The organism is Rhizobium pantanalense (genome assembly GCF_030182525.1).
Classification (GTDB): Bacteria; Pseudomonadota; Alphaproteobacteria; order Rhizobiales; family Rhizobiaceae; genus Rhizobium.
On record NZ_JAQJCH010000010.1, the window covers coordinates 103,692 to 118,626 of the forward strand.

General features: G+C 60.5%; 13 protein-coding genes. 3 read left to right on the top strand and 10 right to left on the bottom strand.

The genetic code is table 11. From position 1 onward, the window contains the following. Window positions 1-40: 40 nt before the first annotated feature. From PH558_RS24000 to PH558_RS24015, 4 genes are all read right to left on the bottom strand, one after another. The gene (locus tag PH558_RS24000; RefSeq protein WP_113408664.1) at window positions 41-1,651 is read right to left on the bottom strand and encodes an ABC transporter substrate-binding protein; all 1,611 of its coding nucleotides are present in this window, start codon (window positions 1,649-1,651) and stop codon (window positions 41-43) included. 65 nt (window positions 1,652-1,716) lie between these two features. After that, window positions 1,717-2,439, bottom strand: coding sequence for an HAD-IA family hydrolase (locus PH558_RS24005; protein ID WP_285207002.1), 723 nt, complete (start codon window positions 2,437-2,439; stop codon window positions 1,717-1,719). A gap of 235 nt (window positions 2,440-2,674) precedes the next feature. Then, window positions 2,675-4,048, bottom strand: a complete 1,374-nt coding sequence (locus PH558_RS24010; RefSeq protein ID WP_285207003.1) for an aspartate aminotransferase family protein — start codon at window positions 4,046-4,048, stop codon at window positions 2,675-2,677. A gap of 13 nt (window positions 4,049-4,061) precedes the next feature. Further along, window positions 4,062-4,901 carry a GNAT family N-acetyltransferase gene (locus tag PH558_RS24015; protein WP_285207004.1) on the bottom strand — a complete coding sequence of 280 codons (840 nt, stop codon included), beginning with the start codon at window positions 4,899-4,901 and terminating at the stop codon, window positions 4,062-4,064. A 319-nt stretch (window positions 4,902-5,220) separates the two neighbouring features. Here PH558_RS24015 and PH558_RS24020 point away from each other — a divergent pair, with 319 nt between their 5' ends. Both PH558_RS24020 and PH558_RS24025 read left to right on the top strand, forming a co-directional pair. After that, window positions 5,221-5,889 (top strand): haloacid dehalogenase type II, encoded by a 669-nt coding sequence (locus tag PH558_RS24020; RefSeq protein WP_095438136.1) that lies wholly within the window; start codon window positions 5,221-5,223, stop codon window positions 5,887-5,889. A 14-nt stretch (window positions 5,890-5,903) separates the two neighbouring features. Continuing rightward, a complete protein-coding gene (locus PH558_RS24025) occupies window positions 5,904-7,178 on the top strand; it encodes an NAD(P)/FAD-dependent oxidoreductase (protein ID WP_095438135.1) in 1,275 nt (424 codons plus the stop codon). A 68-nt stretch (window positions 7,179-7,246) separates the two neighbouring features. Here PH558_RS24025 and PH558_RS24030 read toward each other — a convergent pair whose 3' ends face one another. From PH558_RS24030 to argE, 6 genes are all read right to left on the bottom strand, one after another. Then, a complete protein-coding gene (locus tag PH558_RS24030) occupies window positions 7,247-8,704 on the bottom strand; it encodes an NAD-dependent succinate-semialdehyde dehydrogenase (RefSeq protein WP_285207005.1) in 1,458 nt (485 codons plus the stop codon). A 14-nt stretch (window positions 8,705-8,718) separates the two neighbouring features. Further along, on the bottom strand, window positions 8,719-9,762 hold the full coding sequence (locus PH558_RS24035; RefSeq protein WP_285207006.1) for a tartrate dehydrogenase: 1,044 nt from the start codon (window positions 9,760-9,762) through the stop codon (window positions 8,719-8,721). An 11-nt stretch (window positions 9,763-9,773) separates the two neighbouring features. Then, window positions 9,774-11,237, bottom strand: coding sequence for an aldehyde dehydrogenase family protein (locus PH558_RS24040; RefSeq protein WP_285207007.1), 1,464 nt, complete (start codon window positions 11,235-11,237; stop codon window positions 9,774-9,776). 139 nt (window positions 11,238-11,376) lie between these two features. Continuing rightward, entirely contained in the window at window positions 11,377-11,730 is a 354-nt protein-coding gene (locus PH558_RS24045; RefSeq protein ID WP_285207008.1) for a cupin domain-containing protein, read from the bottom strand. 24 nt (window positions 11,731-11,754) lie between these two features. Beyond that, window positions 11,755-12,678 carry a 2-hydroxyacid dehydrogenase gene (locus PH558_RS24050; protein ID WP_285207009.1) on the bottom strand — a complete coding sequence of 308 codons (924 nt, stop codon included), beginning with the start codon at window positions 12,676-12,678 and terminating at the stop codon, window positions 11,755-11,757. A gap of 13 nt (window positions 12,679-12,691) precedes the next feature. Further along, complete coding sequence (argE, locus tag PH558_RS24055; RefSeq protein ID WP_285207011.1) at window positions 12,692-13,819, bottom strand: acetylornithine deacetylase; 1,128 nt, start codon at window positions 13,817-13,819, stop codon at window positions 12,692-12,694. A 255-nt stretch (window positions 13,820-14,074) separates the two neighbouring features. Here argE and PH558_RS24060 point away from each other — a divergent pair, with 255 nt between their 5' ends. Then, on the top strand, window positions 14,075-14,932 hold the full coding sequence (locus PH558_RS24060) for a GNAT family N-acetyltransferase (protein WP_285207342.1): 858 nt from the start codon (window positions 14,075-14,077) through the stop codon (window positions 14,930-14,932). Window positions 14,933-14,935 lie beyond the last annotated feature (3 nt).

Sequence of the window (14,935 nt, forward strand, 5' to 3'; positions counted from 1 at the left end):
GGCGGCGTCAGCCGTCCCCGGGAGAGGTGTCCAGCGGCGGTCAGGCCTGGAGCCAGAGATATTCCGCCATCGCGTAACCCATCATGCCACCGAGCGGATTGGCTTCCAATCCGTGTACCTTGCTCGAAATAGCATCCACATTCGAGATATAGGCAGGGATAATGGTGCCCGCTTCGTCGGCGATCATCACCTGCATCTCGTCGTAGATCTGCTTGCGTTTGGTCTGATCGAGCAAGCCGCGGGCTTCGATCAGCATCTTATCGAATTTCTCCGACTTGTACTGGCTCTCGTTCCATGGTGCGTTGGAGGCATAGAGGAGCGAGAACAGGATGTCGGGCGTTGGGCGCGGATTGATGTTGCCGAAATGGATCGGCGCCTTCAGCCAGTAATTATCCCAATAGCCGTCGGACGGAACGCGCTGGACATCGAGCTTCATGCCGATGTTTGCGCCTGCGGCCTGGATGATCATTGCCATATCGATCGACGAGCCTGCCGCGTCGGAGGCGATCACCGGAATGGACTGTCCGAGCACGCCCGCCTTCTGGAAATGGAACTTGGCCTTGTCCGGATCAAAGGCTTTCGGCTTCAAATCGTTGTTATGGTAGATGTTCGCCGGGGAAACGGGCTGATCGTTAGCCACTTCGCCAAAACCGCGCAATGCCGATTTGACGATCTGCTCGCGATTGACCAGGGACTTCATCCCGTCGACGAAGTCCTTCTTGTTCCCCGGCGTCATGTCGAGGCGCATGTTGAGGTTGGTGTAGTTGCCGCTTGTCGTTTTCGAAAGGGCAAAGCCGGACTGGCCATCGACCAGCTTCACGGCGCGGGGATTGATGGCAGCGGCAAGATGGATGTCGCCCGAGAGCAGGGCATTCACACGGGCATTGTCGTCGCTGATCGCGAAGAACTCGAAGGAATCGAGATAAGGCTGGCCAGACTTCCAGTAATTCTTGTTCTTGACGACGACCGAGCGATTACCCGGATCGAAGGTTTCGAGAACGAAGGCGCCGGTGCCGTTGCCTTTCGAAAAGTCCGTCGTGCCGTTGGCAACGATCATGAAATGATGCAGCGCCAGAATGGTCGGCAGGTCGGCATTCGGGTCAGCAAGGGTAATTTCGACCGTCGATTTGTCGACGGCCTTGAAGCCGGTCATCTGGGCGGCAATCTTGGCGACCTTGGAGCCGACGCCCGGGTCGAGATGGCGCTTCAGCGAGAAGACCACGTCATCGGCCGTCAGTTCCTTGCCGTCATGGAACGTCACGCCCTTGCGCAGCTTGATCGTCCAGGTCTTGGCATCCTTGCTTTCGATGCTCTCGGCAAGCTCCATTTGCGTCACGCCAGCCTTGTCGATGAAGGTCAGGCGATTGTAGAGCGAGCAGCAGCGCACATAGTCGGTCGATAGGGATGCCTTTGCGGGATCCAGCGTGTCGGCGGTCGAGGACGACCAGCCGGCCCCCTTGAACGCGCCGCCGGAAACCGGCGTGGCTGCGACGGCCTGAGTGGCACGGCCGAGGATGATGCCCGCCGATGATATCGCGACACCTCCCGCCAGCATCAGTTTCAGAAGATCGCGCCGCGTTGCACCGCGCCGAATGGCGTTCTCCACCATTGCGTCGTCGGCAGTGGTCCAGTTCGTAATTCTGTCAGTCATCTCATTCCCCTTTTTCTATTGATTGATGGGATGCCCGTCTTGGTCGCAAGCTCTCCCGGGTTGGGTCACCGTCTTTCGGTCAGCCTTTCCTTGACCGCCGAGGCGAAGGCCGCCATCGACGTGAAGTGGTAGTCGGGTTGAGTGAAGCTCTCCGGCTCTATCGTGCCGCCATAGCCGTCCTGCGCATGACGACGCTCGATCCAGCAATTGGTCAGCCCAAGCTTTCGCGAAATGCCGATATCGTGGTACTGGCTTTGAGCGACATGCAGGATATCGTTCTTGCTCGCCCCTTTGCCGTCGACGAATTCGAATACCTGTTCGAAGAAGGCGGGATCTGGCTTTTCCGTGCCGGTGTCGTCGGCCGTAAAGCTCGCGAAGAACGGCGAGCCGAGCTTTTTTTCAAAGTGATCGAGCGCCCAGCGGCGAGCATTTGTCATTGCGATGAGGCGATGCGTTTTCTTGAGCTCGGCAAGTGCTGCCGCGCTATCGTCGAACGCGTTCCAGTTGGCGACGGAATCACGCAGCCGCCGCGCGTAGCGATCTTCTGCCGGCAGGCCGAGTGCGGATGCGATGGCCATGTAGACCCGGGAGAGATCGTCCGGAAAGAGATCCGCATCCTCGCTGTAGCGCGCCTGGCGATAGAGCCTCAGCGCTTCCTCGCCGTCGATGGAGGTACCAGCTTCCGCCGCAATCTCGGCGAGGCAGGTCTTTATCCCACCTTCGAAGTCGATGAGGGTGCCGACGACATCGAAGGTAAGATATTTGAAGTCCTGAAAGTCTTTGGCCAAGTCATGCTCTCCTTCATGATCCGCTGCGGATACGCCGCGTGCAGCATAAAATTCTGACCCAAAGGGCGGAAATCCTCCTGCCAAGGCCCGGAAAAGCCGGCTTTCAGCCGTTCTAGGAGGCAGTTTGGCAGTTCCTGAACGGCGAAGTCGCCGAATCGATGGTGTACCGCGGCACAAAATTCCGAATTTCCGGCTCTGTCCGACATTTCGCCAACGAAGAACGACATATGCCGCTTCAACGCATGGCGTCCCGAACGTCCGGATCTTCCAAAGTCTGGTCGAGGGTCTTTCGCGTGCGCTCCAGGATCGCGTCGATATCATCGTCCGTGCAACAAAGCGGCGGGGCGTATCCAAGCACGCCATGGGCAAACGCGCGGATGACGAGGCCATTGTCCCAGGCGCGATCGAAAATCCGGCGCGCCGGCGCGGCAGCACTTGGCAATGGTGTCTTCCTGGCTTTGTCAACGACCAGTTCGACGGCCGCCAGCATGCCGCGACCGCGGACATCGCCGACCAGCGGATGGTCACGCAGGCTTTCCAGCCCCTTCATCAGGCGCGCACCGGCCTTGATGCCATTTTCGAGAAGGCCGCCCTCATACAGCTTCAGCACTTCGAGCCCGACGGCGGCGCTGACGGGATGGGCCGAATAGGTGTAGCCATGGCCGACCGCTGCATTTCCGGCGCTGTCAGCGATGACATCATAGACGCGATCGGACATGAACACGGCGCCCATGGGCACGTAGCCGGAGGTCAAGCCCTTGGCCGTCGTCATGAAGTCAGGGACGATTTCGTCATACGAGCAGGCAAACAGCGGACCGGTCCTCCCGAAGCCGGTAATGACCTCATCGGCGATGAAGAGAATGCCATATTGGCTGCAGAGATCGCGGATCGCCTTGAGCCAGCCTTTCGGCGGCACGATGACGCCGCCCGATCCCTGGATAGGTTCGGCATAAAATGCCGCCACGCGCTCGGCGCCGATCGCTTCGATCTTCGATTTGAGGTCCGCGATCGAGGCGGCAATAATCGCATCCGCCTCTTCGCCGGCCGGATTGCGGTAAGGATAGGGCGAGGGGATCTTGTGCTGCCAGTCGAAGGGGACGCCGAAGCCGGCATGGAAGCCGGGTAGCGCCGTGAGGCCGGCCCCAACGGTCGAGGAGCCGTGGTAACCCTGCTCGATCGAAATGAACTGATCGCGCTCCGGCTTACCCTTGGCATGCCAATAGTAGCGGACGAAACGCACCGTGCTATCGACGGCATCCGATCCGCCGAGCGTGAAGAAGATATGATTGAGATCGCCGGGCGCCCGGTCGGCGAGTTCGGCGGCAAGGCGAATGGCCGCCTCGCAACCGATATCGAAGTAACCCGTCGCATAGGGCAGTTCACGCATCTGCCGCGCTGCTGCTTCAACGATGCTCTCATGCCCATAGCCTGCGTTCACGCACCAGAGGCCGGCAAATCCATCGACAAGCTGATGGCCCGATGCATCGGTGACGGTTGCACCCTTTGCGGATCGTAACACCCGCACGCCCAGTTTTTCATGGCCGCGATAGGATGAGACCGGATGGATGAGGTGCGCGCGATCGAGTTCGATGAGCGAGTTGGCGAGCATGATGATCTCCAGATTATCCGAGAGCCTGATTGGCCAATGCAAATATTCTCGCGTCCTGGCTGAGGGCTCCAGCGCCAGGCGGACGTCGCATGGCGATACCGCCACCCACATGGTTGAGGCCGATCTCCGCCAGCCAGCCGGTCAGCCCCGAGCTTTCGTTCGTATCGACGCGCAGGAATCCGCTCGGCTTGCGAAGGGCAAGCGCCGTTATCAGCGATTTTGCATCCTCGGTATTCGATGCGATGACAGGCCCGATCACATCGCCGCGCCCAAAGGCGCGCAGCGCGCCGAAAGCCTCGATACGGCCATGCCGCCGAATGACGAACATTTGCGCGACCTCTGTGAGCGCGTCGATCAACGTGCAGCGATCCGCACCGAAAGCTGCGTGATCGAGCGCTTTGATCGCGGAAAAATCATCGGCGGTCGCGGCCTCGACATACCCTGCCGGAACAAGATCGGCCAAATGTCCCTGATGCTGAAAGATTTCGCCCTCGGCGACAAAGCCGAGTTTGCGATAAAGCGGCAGTCCGTCCGTGGTTGCAATGAGCCTCAGAGGGCGGTCGCCAGCAAGCGCCATTGCGGCATCCATGAGCTTGCGGCCAAGCCCGCGGCCGCGCAGGTTCTCGTCGACGATCACCATATTGATCGTCGCGCAGTCTTGCCTATAGGGGGTCATCAGGATGGTGCCCACGACACGACCCGTCTCGTCCGTGGCTGCCACGCCTTGGCTCAAACGCAAGGCCAGATGCCAGTCCTCGGCACGATGAGGCCATTTGGCTTGACGTGAGAGGGCGAGTGCGCCGTCTATATGCTCCGGTGTGAAGCTGACCAAATTTATGCTGTCGGTTCGCATGGGGCATCCTTTCCTTGCCCCAAGTCTCGGCGATCCCCGCACGGCAGATTATCTGAAGGCGCGGTTCGTCGTGATATCTTTCGCCGTAGCGGGCGCGCTTAGCCGCATCTTATGCTGAGGATGCGTTTTCGGTCGCTCTGCAATGGTCCAAAACCAACGTCGCGACACATATCCGTTGCAACACTCTGCCAAAGGATGCCGCGCATACGAAACAATATGCTTTGCGGAGAGGTCAATTCGATCATGTCCGTCGAGGCACTTCAGCCTATGATCGTCTCAGTAAAGAACGCAAATCCCTTTAGATAGAGGACGAACGGACATGGCGCCTTTCCGGCCGAAATATATCACCTTCGATTGCTATGGCACGCTCACCAATTTCGAGATGGCCGAAGCTGCACGCGACATCTATGGCTCGGAGCTCGATGAAGCGAAGATGCAGCAGTTTACAAAGAACTTCGCCGCCTATCGGCTGGACGAGGTTCTCGGTGACTGGAAGCCCTATGCCGAAGTCGTTCACAACGCGGTCGAGCGGACCTGCCGCGCGAATGGCGTCAAGTTTCGCGCGGAAGACGCCAAGGCGATCTATGAGCGTGTGCCCGGCTGGGGACCGCATCCCGACGTGCCGGCCGGACTGGCGAAAGTTGCCAAGGAAATCCCTCTGGTCATCCTGTCCAACGCAATGAACAGTCAGATCATGTCGAATGTCGAGAAACTCGGCGCGCCTTTCCATGCCGTCTATACGGCAGAACAGGCCAATGCCTACAAGCCGCGCTTCAAGGCGTTCGAATATATGTTCGACATGTTGGGTTGCGGGCCGGAGGACATCCTGCATTGCTCGTCCTCCTTCCGCTACGACCTGATGTCGGCGCATGATCTCGGCATCAAGAACAAGGTCTGGGTCAATCGTGGCCATGAACCGGCAAATCCCTATTACGGCTATGTCGAGATCGCGGACATATCCGGCCTGGCCGGCGTCGTCGGACTATAAGGGAAGGCAACCTCATGAAATTCGTCTCCTATTGGCACGATACAGCGCTGGCCTTTGCCGGAGGCCGGCAAGGCCCGGTCGAAGGGCGATACGACGCCTGTGTCATAGGAGCCGGTTTCACCGGACTGTCCGCGGCCCGGCAACTGGCCAAGGCCGGCGCCAGAGTCGTGGTCCTCGAAGCCGAGCGCGTCGGCTGGGGCGCCTCGGGTCGCAATGGTGGTCATCTGAACAATGGTCTCGCCCACAGCTATCCCGCCGCCAAAGCCGAACTCGGCAAGGAGAAGGCGATCGCGCTATATAAGGCGCTCGACGCCTCCATCGATACGATCGAGGCGCTTGTCGCCGAAGAGGGGATCGACTGCAATTTTCGCCGGGCCGGAAAGCTGAAGCTGGCATCAAAGCCACAGCATTTCGGATCGATCGCCCGCAATTTCGAAGAGGTTCATGCCGAAGTCGATCCGGATACGGCGCTGCTTACGCCGGACGATCTCAAACAGGAAATCGGCTCGCCTTTCCATGGAGCCATGCTCTTCAAGAAAAGCGCGATGATGCATATGGGCCGCTACGCTGTCGGCCTTGCGGATGCAGCGGCTCGCCATGGCGCAGCGATTTATGAGGCGGCGCCGGTGACGAACAGGTTGCAGGAGAAGGGTAAGCATCGGTTGGTGACACCGCGCGGCGAGATCACTGCCGATAATGTGCTGGTGGCGACCGGCGCCTACACGACCCCGAATTTCAGTTATTTTCGCCGGCGGATCATTTCTGTCGGCAGCTTCCTGATCGCAACCCGACCGCTGACGGCGGATGAGATCGCGTCGGTCATGCCGGGAAACCGCACCTGCGTCACCTCGATGAATATCGGCAACTATTTCCGCCTGTCTCCCGACAACCGGCTGCTGTTCGGCGGCCGCGCACGATTTTCTGCGACCTCCGACCATCGTTCCGACGCCAAGAGCGGCGCAATTCTGAAGGCAGGGTTGGCCGAGATATTCCCCCAGCTTGCCGGAGTCGAGGTCGATTATTGCTGGGGCGGTCTCGTCGATATGACGAAGGATCGCTATCCGCGCGCCGGCTATCATGATGGAAGCTGGTATGCGATGGGCTATTCCGGCCATGGTGCACAACTGTCGACGCATCTCGGCATGATCATGGCGGATGCCATGCTCGGCCGTGAGGATCGCAATCCCATGAAGGATGTCGATTGGCCAGCTGTGCCGGGTCATTTCGGCAAACCATGGTTCCTGCCGTTGGTAGGCCTCTACTATAAGACGCTGGACAGGTTCCAGTAACGACAGTTGCCGGGATCATGGCGGGCCGATCGCGAACAGATTGACCCGCTATGGTCCTGGATTCTGATCTAGCCCAGCCCGCCCATGTGAAAGCTCTTCATCTCGAGATATTCCTCGATACCGGCTTGTGCGCCCTCGCGGCCGATTCCGGATTGTTTGACGCCGCCGAAGGGGGCGACTTCCATGGAAACCGAGCCGGTATTGAGCCCGACCATGCCGAATTCCAGGGCCTCGCCGACGCGCCAGGCGCGCTTCAGATTGTCGGTATAGAAATAGGAAGCCAGGCCGAAGGGTGTGCCGTTGGCGATCGCGATCGCCTCCTCTTCGGTCTCGAAGCGGAAGAGCGGCGCCACCGGTCCGAAGGTCTCTTCGCCGGCAAGCTCCATCTCTGTCGTCGCGCCGGTCAGGATGATCGGCGCCGTATATTGGCCGCCTTCAGGCAACTGTCGAGCGGCTGTGATGATCGTTGCGCCCTTCGCCAGCGCGTCGCGGACATGCCGATCGATCTTTTCGAGTGCCGCCTGGTTGATCATCGGGCCGATCGACACGCCGGCCTCGGTGCCTGGGCCGACCTTCATGGCATCGACCTTTGCCTTCAGTTTCGTTGCAAAGGCATCATAGATGCCCGATTGCACGAGGAGCCGGTTGGCGCAGACGCAGGTCTGCCCGCCATTGCGGAACTTGGAGGCGAGCGCGCCTTCGACTGCTAGATCGAGATCGGCGTCATCAAAGACGATGAAGGGCGCGTTGCCACCGAGTTCGAGGCTGAGCCGCTTGATGCTGCCGGCAGCGCCGCGCATCAGGAGCGCGCCGACCCTGGTCGAGCCGGTGAAGGAGATCTTGCGCACGGTTTCGTTGCCCATGATCTCGTTGCCAATCTCGGCCGGCATGCCGGTGACGATATTGATGACGCCGGCCGGGATGCCGGCGCGCTCGGCGAGGACCCCAAGGGCAAGCGCGGAATAGGGGGTGAATTCCGAGGGCTTGATGACAACAGTGCAGCCGGCGGCAAGGGCGGGCGCGACCTTGCGCGTAATCATCGCATTGGGAAAATTCCAGGGCGTGATGATACCGCAGACGCCGACCGGCTCCTTGAGCACGATGATGCGGCGATCGGGTGTGGGAGACGGTATCGTGTGACCGTTGATGCGGCGGGCTTCCTCGGCGAACCACTTCACGAAGGAGGCGCCGTAGCGGATTTCCCCACGAGCTTCATCGAGCGGTTTGCCTTGCTCCGTTGTCAGAATGAGGGCGAGATCGTCGACATTCTCAAGCATGAGATCGTGCCAGGCTTCGAGAAGGGCAGCACGCTCCGCATTTGTCTTGCGCTTCCAGCTGCGCTGCGCGCGCTCGGCAGCCGCGATCGCGTCGCGCGTCTCTGCAGAACCCATGTCGGGCACCGTGCCGATGGCGGCCTGTCTGGCGGGATCTTGAACATCCACCGTCGCGCCTGAAGCGGCCGCGACCCAGGCTCCGTCGATCAATCCCTTGTCACGGAAAAGCTGCTTGTCTTTCAAATCCAACATGAGGTCCTCTGCAATCAGGAGAGCGCGGCGATAATGCCGGCGGTGATGGTTTCCGTTCGATCCTTGCCCGGAAGTGTGCCGATGCCGCGCGCGGTTGTGGCCTCCATCGCCGCGATGATGCGGGTGGCAGCATCCCTCTCACCCAGATGATCGAGCATCATCGCTCCTGACCAGATGGCGGCGATCGGATTGGCGATGCCACGCCCGGCAATATCGGGGGCCGAGCCATGAACCGGCTCGAACATCGATGGGGTGTTGCGCTGCGGATTGATGTTGGCTGAAGCCGCAAATCCAAGGCCGCCCTGAATGGCGGCGCCAAGATCGGTCAGGATATCGCCGAACAGATTGGAGGCGACGACGACATCGAGGCTTTCCGGCACCATCACCATACGAGCCGCCATCGCGTCGATGTGATAGCTCGTGACTTCGACATCGGAATATTCGGCCGAAAGCCTGGCCGTGATTTCATCCCAGAACACCATGGAATATTTCTGCGCATTGGACTTGGTGACGGAGGCAAGCTTGCCGCGCCGGGCACGCGCCTGCTCGAAGCCGAAACGCAGGATGCGCTCGACGCCCGTGCGTGTAAAGATCGACGTCTCCACTGCGACTTCGTCGCTCGTACCCTGATGGACGCGGCCGCCGGCGCCCGAATACTCGCCCTCGGTATTTTCGCGGATGCAAAGAATGTCGAATGTCCCCGCCCGCAGCGGTCCCTGGACCCCCGGCAGCAGCCGGTGCGGTCGGATATTGGCATATTGCACGAAGGCCTTGCGGATCGGCAGCAACAGGCCGTGCAGCGAGACCGCATCAGGCACTTCGGCCGGCCAGCCGACGGCCCCGAGCAGGATCGCATCGAACGCTCTCAGCGTCTCGATCCCGTCTTCTGGCATCATCCGCCCCGTCTGCTTGTAGAATTGGCAGGACCACGGAAATTCGGTGCTATTCAGTGCAAAGCCGCCAGCCTTGGCGGCAACTTGCAGCACCGACCATGCGGCGTCTGTCACGTCCTTGCCGATGCCGTCACCGGGGATCAGAGCGATGGAATAGGTCTTCATGTATCGGTCCCCTAGAGGTTGATGAGCACGCTTTTCGTTTTGCGATTGGCAAGATAAGCCTCGCGTCCCAGGTCCTTGCCGATGCCGGAGCGCTTGTAGCCGCCGGTCGGCAAGATATGATCCCGCGAGCGGCTGTAGCGATTGACCCAGACCGTACCTGCCTGGATCTGCCGGCTGAGGCGGATGGTACGCGACAGGTCGGATGTAAACAGGCCCGCGGCAAGCCCGTAAGAGGGATGATCGGCAAGCACCATCGCTTCGTCTTCGTCCTCGAAAGTTTGCAGCGTCAGGACCGGCCCGAAGATTTCCTCGAGAATGGCGGGAGAAGAGGGATCGAGATCGGTCAAAAGCGTCGGTTCGTAGAAGTAGCCCGGCCTGTCCATCGGCTTGCCGCCGGCGATACAGCGGCCGCCTTCGTTGATCGCGGCAGCGACGATTGCGTCGATCCGGTCGCGCTGGCGCTCGGAGATGATCGGCGAATAGCGTGTCGTCTCATCCCAGGTAGGGCCGGGGCCGATATCCGCCATCCGCGCGATGAGGGCTTCCGTAAATTGGCCGGCAACGCTTGCTTCCACGATCACGCGCGTCGCGGCGACGCAAGCCTGGCCGGCATTGAAGAGAATGCTGCCGACGATCGCATCGGCCGCTTTCGAAAGATCGGCATCTTTGAAAACGATCTGCGGGCTCTTGCCGCCAAGCTCCAGGGTCACCGGCTTGATGCCGGTGCGAGCGATATTCTCCATGATCGCGGATCCCGCTCGGGTGGAGCCAGTGAAGCTGACCTTGGCGATATCGGGATGGCCGGTGAGCGCCGTACCGGTGGCGGGTCCGTCGCCGAGAACGACGTTGAAGAGGCCGGCGGGCAATCCGGCCCTCACGGCGAGCTCGGCCAGGTAGACAGTCGAAAATGGCGTCATTTCCGAGGGTTTGAGGACGACGGCATTGCCTGCAGCGAGCGCCGGACCGAGTTTCCAGCCGGCCATGGAGACTGGAAAGTTCCAGGGCGTGATCGCGCCGACGACGCCATAGGGTTCGCTGAGGATCATGCCGAAGGTCTTGTCATCGGTCGGGACGACATCGCTGCCTTCCTTGTCGGCGAATTCGGCAAAGAAACGGATCTGCTCCGCGGTGACCGCTATGTCGCCGGCCGGCAATTGACTGATCAACCGGGTGGAGGACAGAGCCTCTATTCGAGCGAGCGTCTCCGTCTCCGCTTCGATCAGATCTGCCCAGGCATGCATTACGCGGACACGTTCGCGCGGCCGCAGGCCGCTCCAGTTGCTCGCCTTCAATGCCGCCTTGGCCGATTCGACGGCGCGGTCCACCATCTCGGGGCCTGCAATCGGACAACCTGCATAGGGCTTGCCGTCGGAGGGCCTTTTCATGTCGATCTCGCCGGGAACTTCAATGAGCTCCCCGCCGATGAAATGGCCGATCGGCAATGGCAAAGTGTCAGGATTGAAGCTCAAGCTCATGGGAAGCTCTTTCTTAAGGCTTTGCCAAAGCCTAGCGCCGGCTTACGAGCAGCTTGCTCCGTATGCCGGCGGGCGGGCCGACGAATCTTGCGTTTTGGTGAGGGCGAACAGTGATTTCTGTTGCGGCAGCAAGCCGCTTTTATCCCACTGTCACATAGATCTTGCGAACGGTCTCGATCGTCTTCCACCTGCCCACGAAGCCCGGCTTCATCACAAAGCTGTCGCCGGCCCTGTAGACCATCGGCTCCCCGTCATCAGCGGTGATTTCGACGACACCCGAGAGGATGTGGCAGAATTCGAAGGTCTCGCCCTTGATCGACCGGGTCTCGCCGGGCGTTGCTTCCCAGACACCAGTGCGTACCGTACCGTCCTTCGCCTCATCCTGCGCCCAGGTCTTGAACGAGGGATCGCCGGCAATCAGTCTTTCCGGCAGGGCCTTGGATTCACGCGGGGCCGTACCGGGATTGGTTACGACGGTCTTGAGGAGGGTCATGGCGAGCCTTTCATTGCTATGGATTCAATATCCGCGCTGCCGGTCGACGAGCCCGATGGGATCCTGGCCTGCGCGATAACGACGGATGTTTTCGATGACCGCGCGTGCGGCGGTATCGGGCTGTGTCACGCTGGCGATATGCGGAGTGAGCATGATTTTCGGGTGTCGCCATAAAGGGTGATCCGAGGGCAGGGGTTCTGGGTCGGTCACATCGATCACCGCCGCTGCCAGACGGCCGCTATCGAGCGCTTCGATCAGCGCGTGCGCATCGAGCTGTGGGCCGCGACCGGCATGCACGAGCATCGCCCCGGCCGGAAGGCCGTCAAGAAGCGTGTCGTTCAGAAACCCTGTAGTCTCTTGCGTCAGGGGCAGCAGGCAAATGAGAATGTCCGTCGCCGCAACCATGGTTCTGAGGCCGATTTCGCCGTGGTGACATTCGACACCCTCGATCGTCCGTGGCGATCTGCTCCAGCCGGCGAGCGGGAAGCCGAAGGGCTTCAGCCGCTCGAGTACGGCTGTTCCGAGAAGCCCCAATCCCAGAACACCGATCCGTCTTTCATGCGCCTGGCGCTGGGGCAGGCCGCGCCATTCTCCGGCCCGCTGTTGGGCAAGATAGGAAAGAAGGTCACGATGCAGTGCGAGCACCGCCAGCGTCACATATTCCTGCATCATCCTGACGATGCCATCCTCGACCATGCGGACGATCTTCACATGCTCGGGCACGAGATCCGTCTTGAACTGGTCGACGCCGGCACCGATCGAAAACAGGATTTCCAGATTGCGATAGCGGGCGAGGTCGTCCGGCACTGTCCAAGTGATCAGGAAGCGAACCTCGTCCGGATCGACGCTTGCCGCATCCATGGAAAATGCCAGATCAGGGAGTTCCTCGGCGAAGGCCCGAGCAAAGATCGCTCCGCGCTTGGCATCCGAATTGAAGAGAAATGTCATGGCAATCGCTCCCTCAAGACCGTGTGCATCGCGCAGCCAAGGCCAATATCATTTGGCGGCATTCCTCGAGTTCGTCCTCCAGAATGTATTCGTCGGGCTTGTGGGCGCGCTCTATATCGCCAGGCCCGCAGATGATCGCATCGATCCCGGCTGCCTGATATAGGCCAGCCTCGGTCCCGTAGCTGACCGCTGCAAGCGACGGCCTGCCGGTCATTTCTTCCAACAGGGCCGCAAGTGGCGCGTCCTTCGCAAGCGACAGCGCGGGATAGGCGCTGAGCGGCGTCCAATCGACGGAAAAGCCCTGTTCCCTGAGCATGTCAGCGCTATGCCGGATCGGGACAAGCAGTTCCTCAGGGGCCACGTCGGCGATAGCGCGTGCCTCGAGGTCGAGCCGGCAGTTGTCGGGAACGATGTTCAGCGCCAGTCCACCGGACACAATGCCTGCCTGAAGCGTTGAGTACGGAGGCTCGAATACGGGGTCGAACGGACCAAGCGTCAGCCTCCGAGCTTCATCGACCGCCGAATTGAGCACCCGCGACATGGCATGAATGGCGTTGAGTGCCAGATCCGGACGAGACGAATGGCCCGCCCGCCCGCCGACGGTGATGCGAGCCGCCGCTTTCCCCTTATGAGCGCGCACGGCCTGCATGCGGCTGGGCTCGCCGATGATAGCGCCTTGCGGGGGCGCGCAGAGTTCCTTCATCCGCGCCAGTAGATACGGCACCCCCCGGCATCCCGCTTCTTCGTCATAGGAGAATGCGAGATGAATGGGGCGGGCAAGATTTGCCCTGGCAAGTTCCGGCGCCGCGGCAAGCGCTGCGGCAAGAAATCCTTTCATGTCGGTCGTACCGCGCCCGTAGAGCCGGTCTGCTTCCTTTCTGAGCGCGAAAGGTTCCGAGGTCCAGCCCGGCTCTCCAGCGGGAACGACATCCATATGCCCGGACAGGATATAACCTGCGGCATCCCTGGGGCCGATCGTGGCAAAGATGTTGGACCTGTCGCCTTCGGGCCCTGGAAGCACGGTGACGTGGATTCCGAGGCCTTGCAGATACGCCTGGACCCAGCCGACGATCCCGTCATTCGGCGTGCCGACGACGCTCCGAAAGGCGACAAGACGGGCGAGGATTTCAACAGTGTCCATATGCTCCTCGGCGGCTGCGGCAATTTGCCGATATTTCTAATAGCATTGGCGCCCGCTTTCATAATTGCATGCCGAATGTCGAAGTGTTTCAGTCGATTGTTGTGCAGGCACACGCAATTCGAGCTAATTGTATCGGCGGGCGTCGCCTATCCTTGCTGACGGGGAGCGCCTCTGTTTTGGCGTATGGGTATAGGTAGCAAGTTTTGAGGTGGTCCAGTGAAGGTATCTGACAGTTTGCGGGTCGATGCTTTCTCCATGCATGTCGGCGACATCAAAGATGTAGAGCTCGATCAGTTGCACGCGCTGTCGATCTCGGTCCGGTGGCCGCATCGAGCCGAAGACTGGGAATTTCTGCGGCAGACGGGTAGTGGCATCGTCGCACTCGACGAGATCGGTCGCGTCATGGGATCTGCCATGTGGTTTCCGCACGGAGACGAGTTTGCCACCGTCGGCATGGTGATTACCTCTCCGCGCTTGCAGACCAATGGCACCGGCCAATGGCTGATGAGCCGGATCCTCGACAAGGTTGCGGGACGCCGCCTCAGCCTCAGCGCGACACGGGCGGCGCGGCGTCTGTATCTTTCGCTGGATTTCAAGCCGGAAAAGACGGTCTACCAATGTCAGGGGGAGGCGCGGATCGCAAAGGATTTTGCACCGTTGACTTCGGAGGGCACGGTACGGCAGCTTCGCGCCGACGATCTTGCTGCGATCCTACGGCTCGATGCCATCGCCTTCGGTGCCGATCGCTCGGAGCTGGTCAGGCGTCTCAGCGGGCAATCGATCGGTTACGGTCTGTTCCGGGGAGCGGATTTGCAGGCTTTTGCCTTGTGCCGGCCCTTCGGACGCGGCCATGTCGTCGGGCCTGTGGTTGCGTCGAGTGATGCCGATGCGATCGTCGTGGTCGAGCCGCACGTGGCGCATCATGCCGGCCAATTTCTTCGTCTCGACACGCACATGGAGAGCGGCGATTTCGCCTCTTACGTGTCGCAGTGCGGAATGCTTGTCTACGATACCGTCCTGACCATGTCGTTTGGAAATCATCCCTCCAATAGAAACAAGGCGAGCGCCGGTATGGCGGTCACATATGCTCTTGCCAGCCAGGCGCTCGGCTAAAAC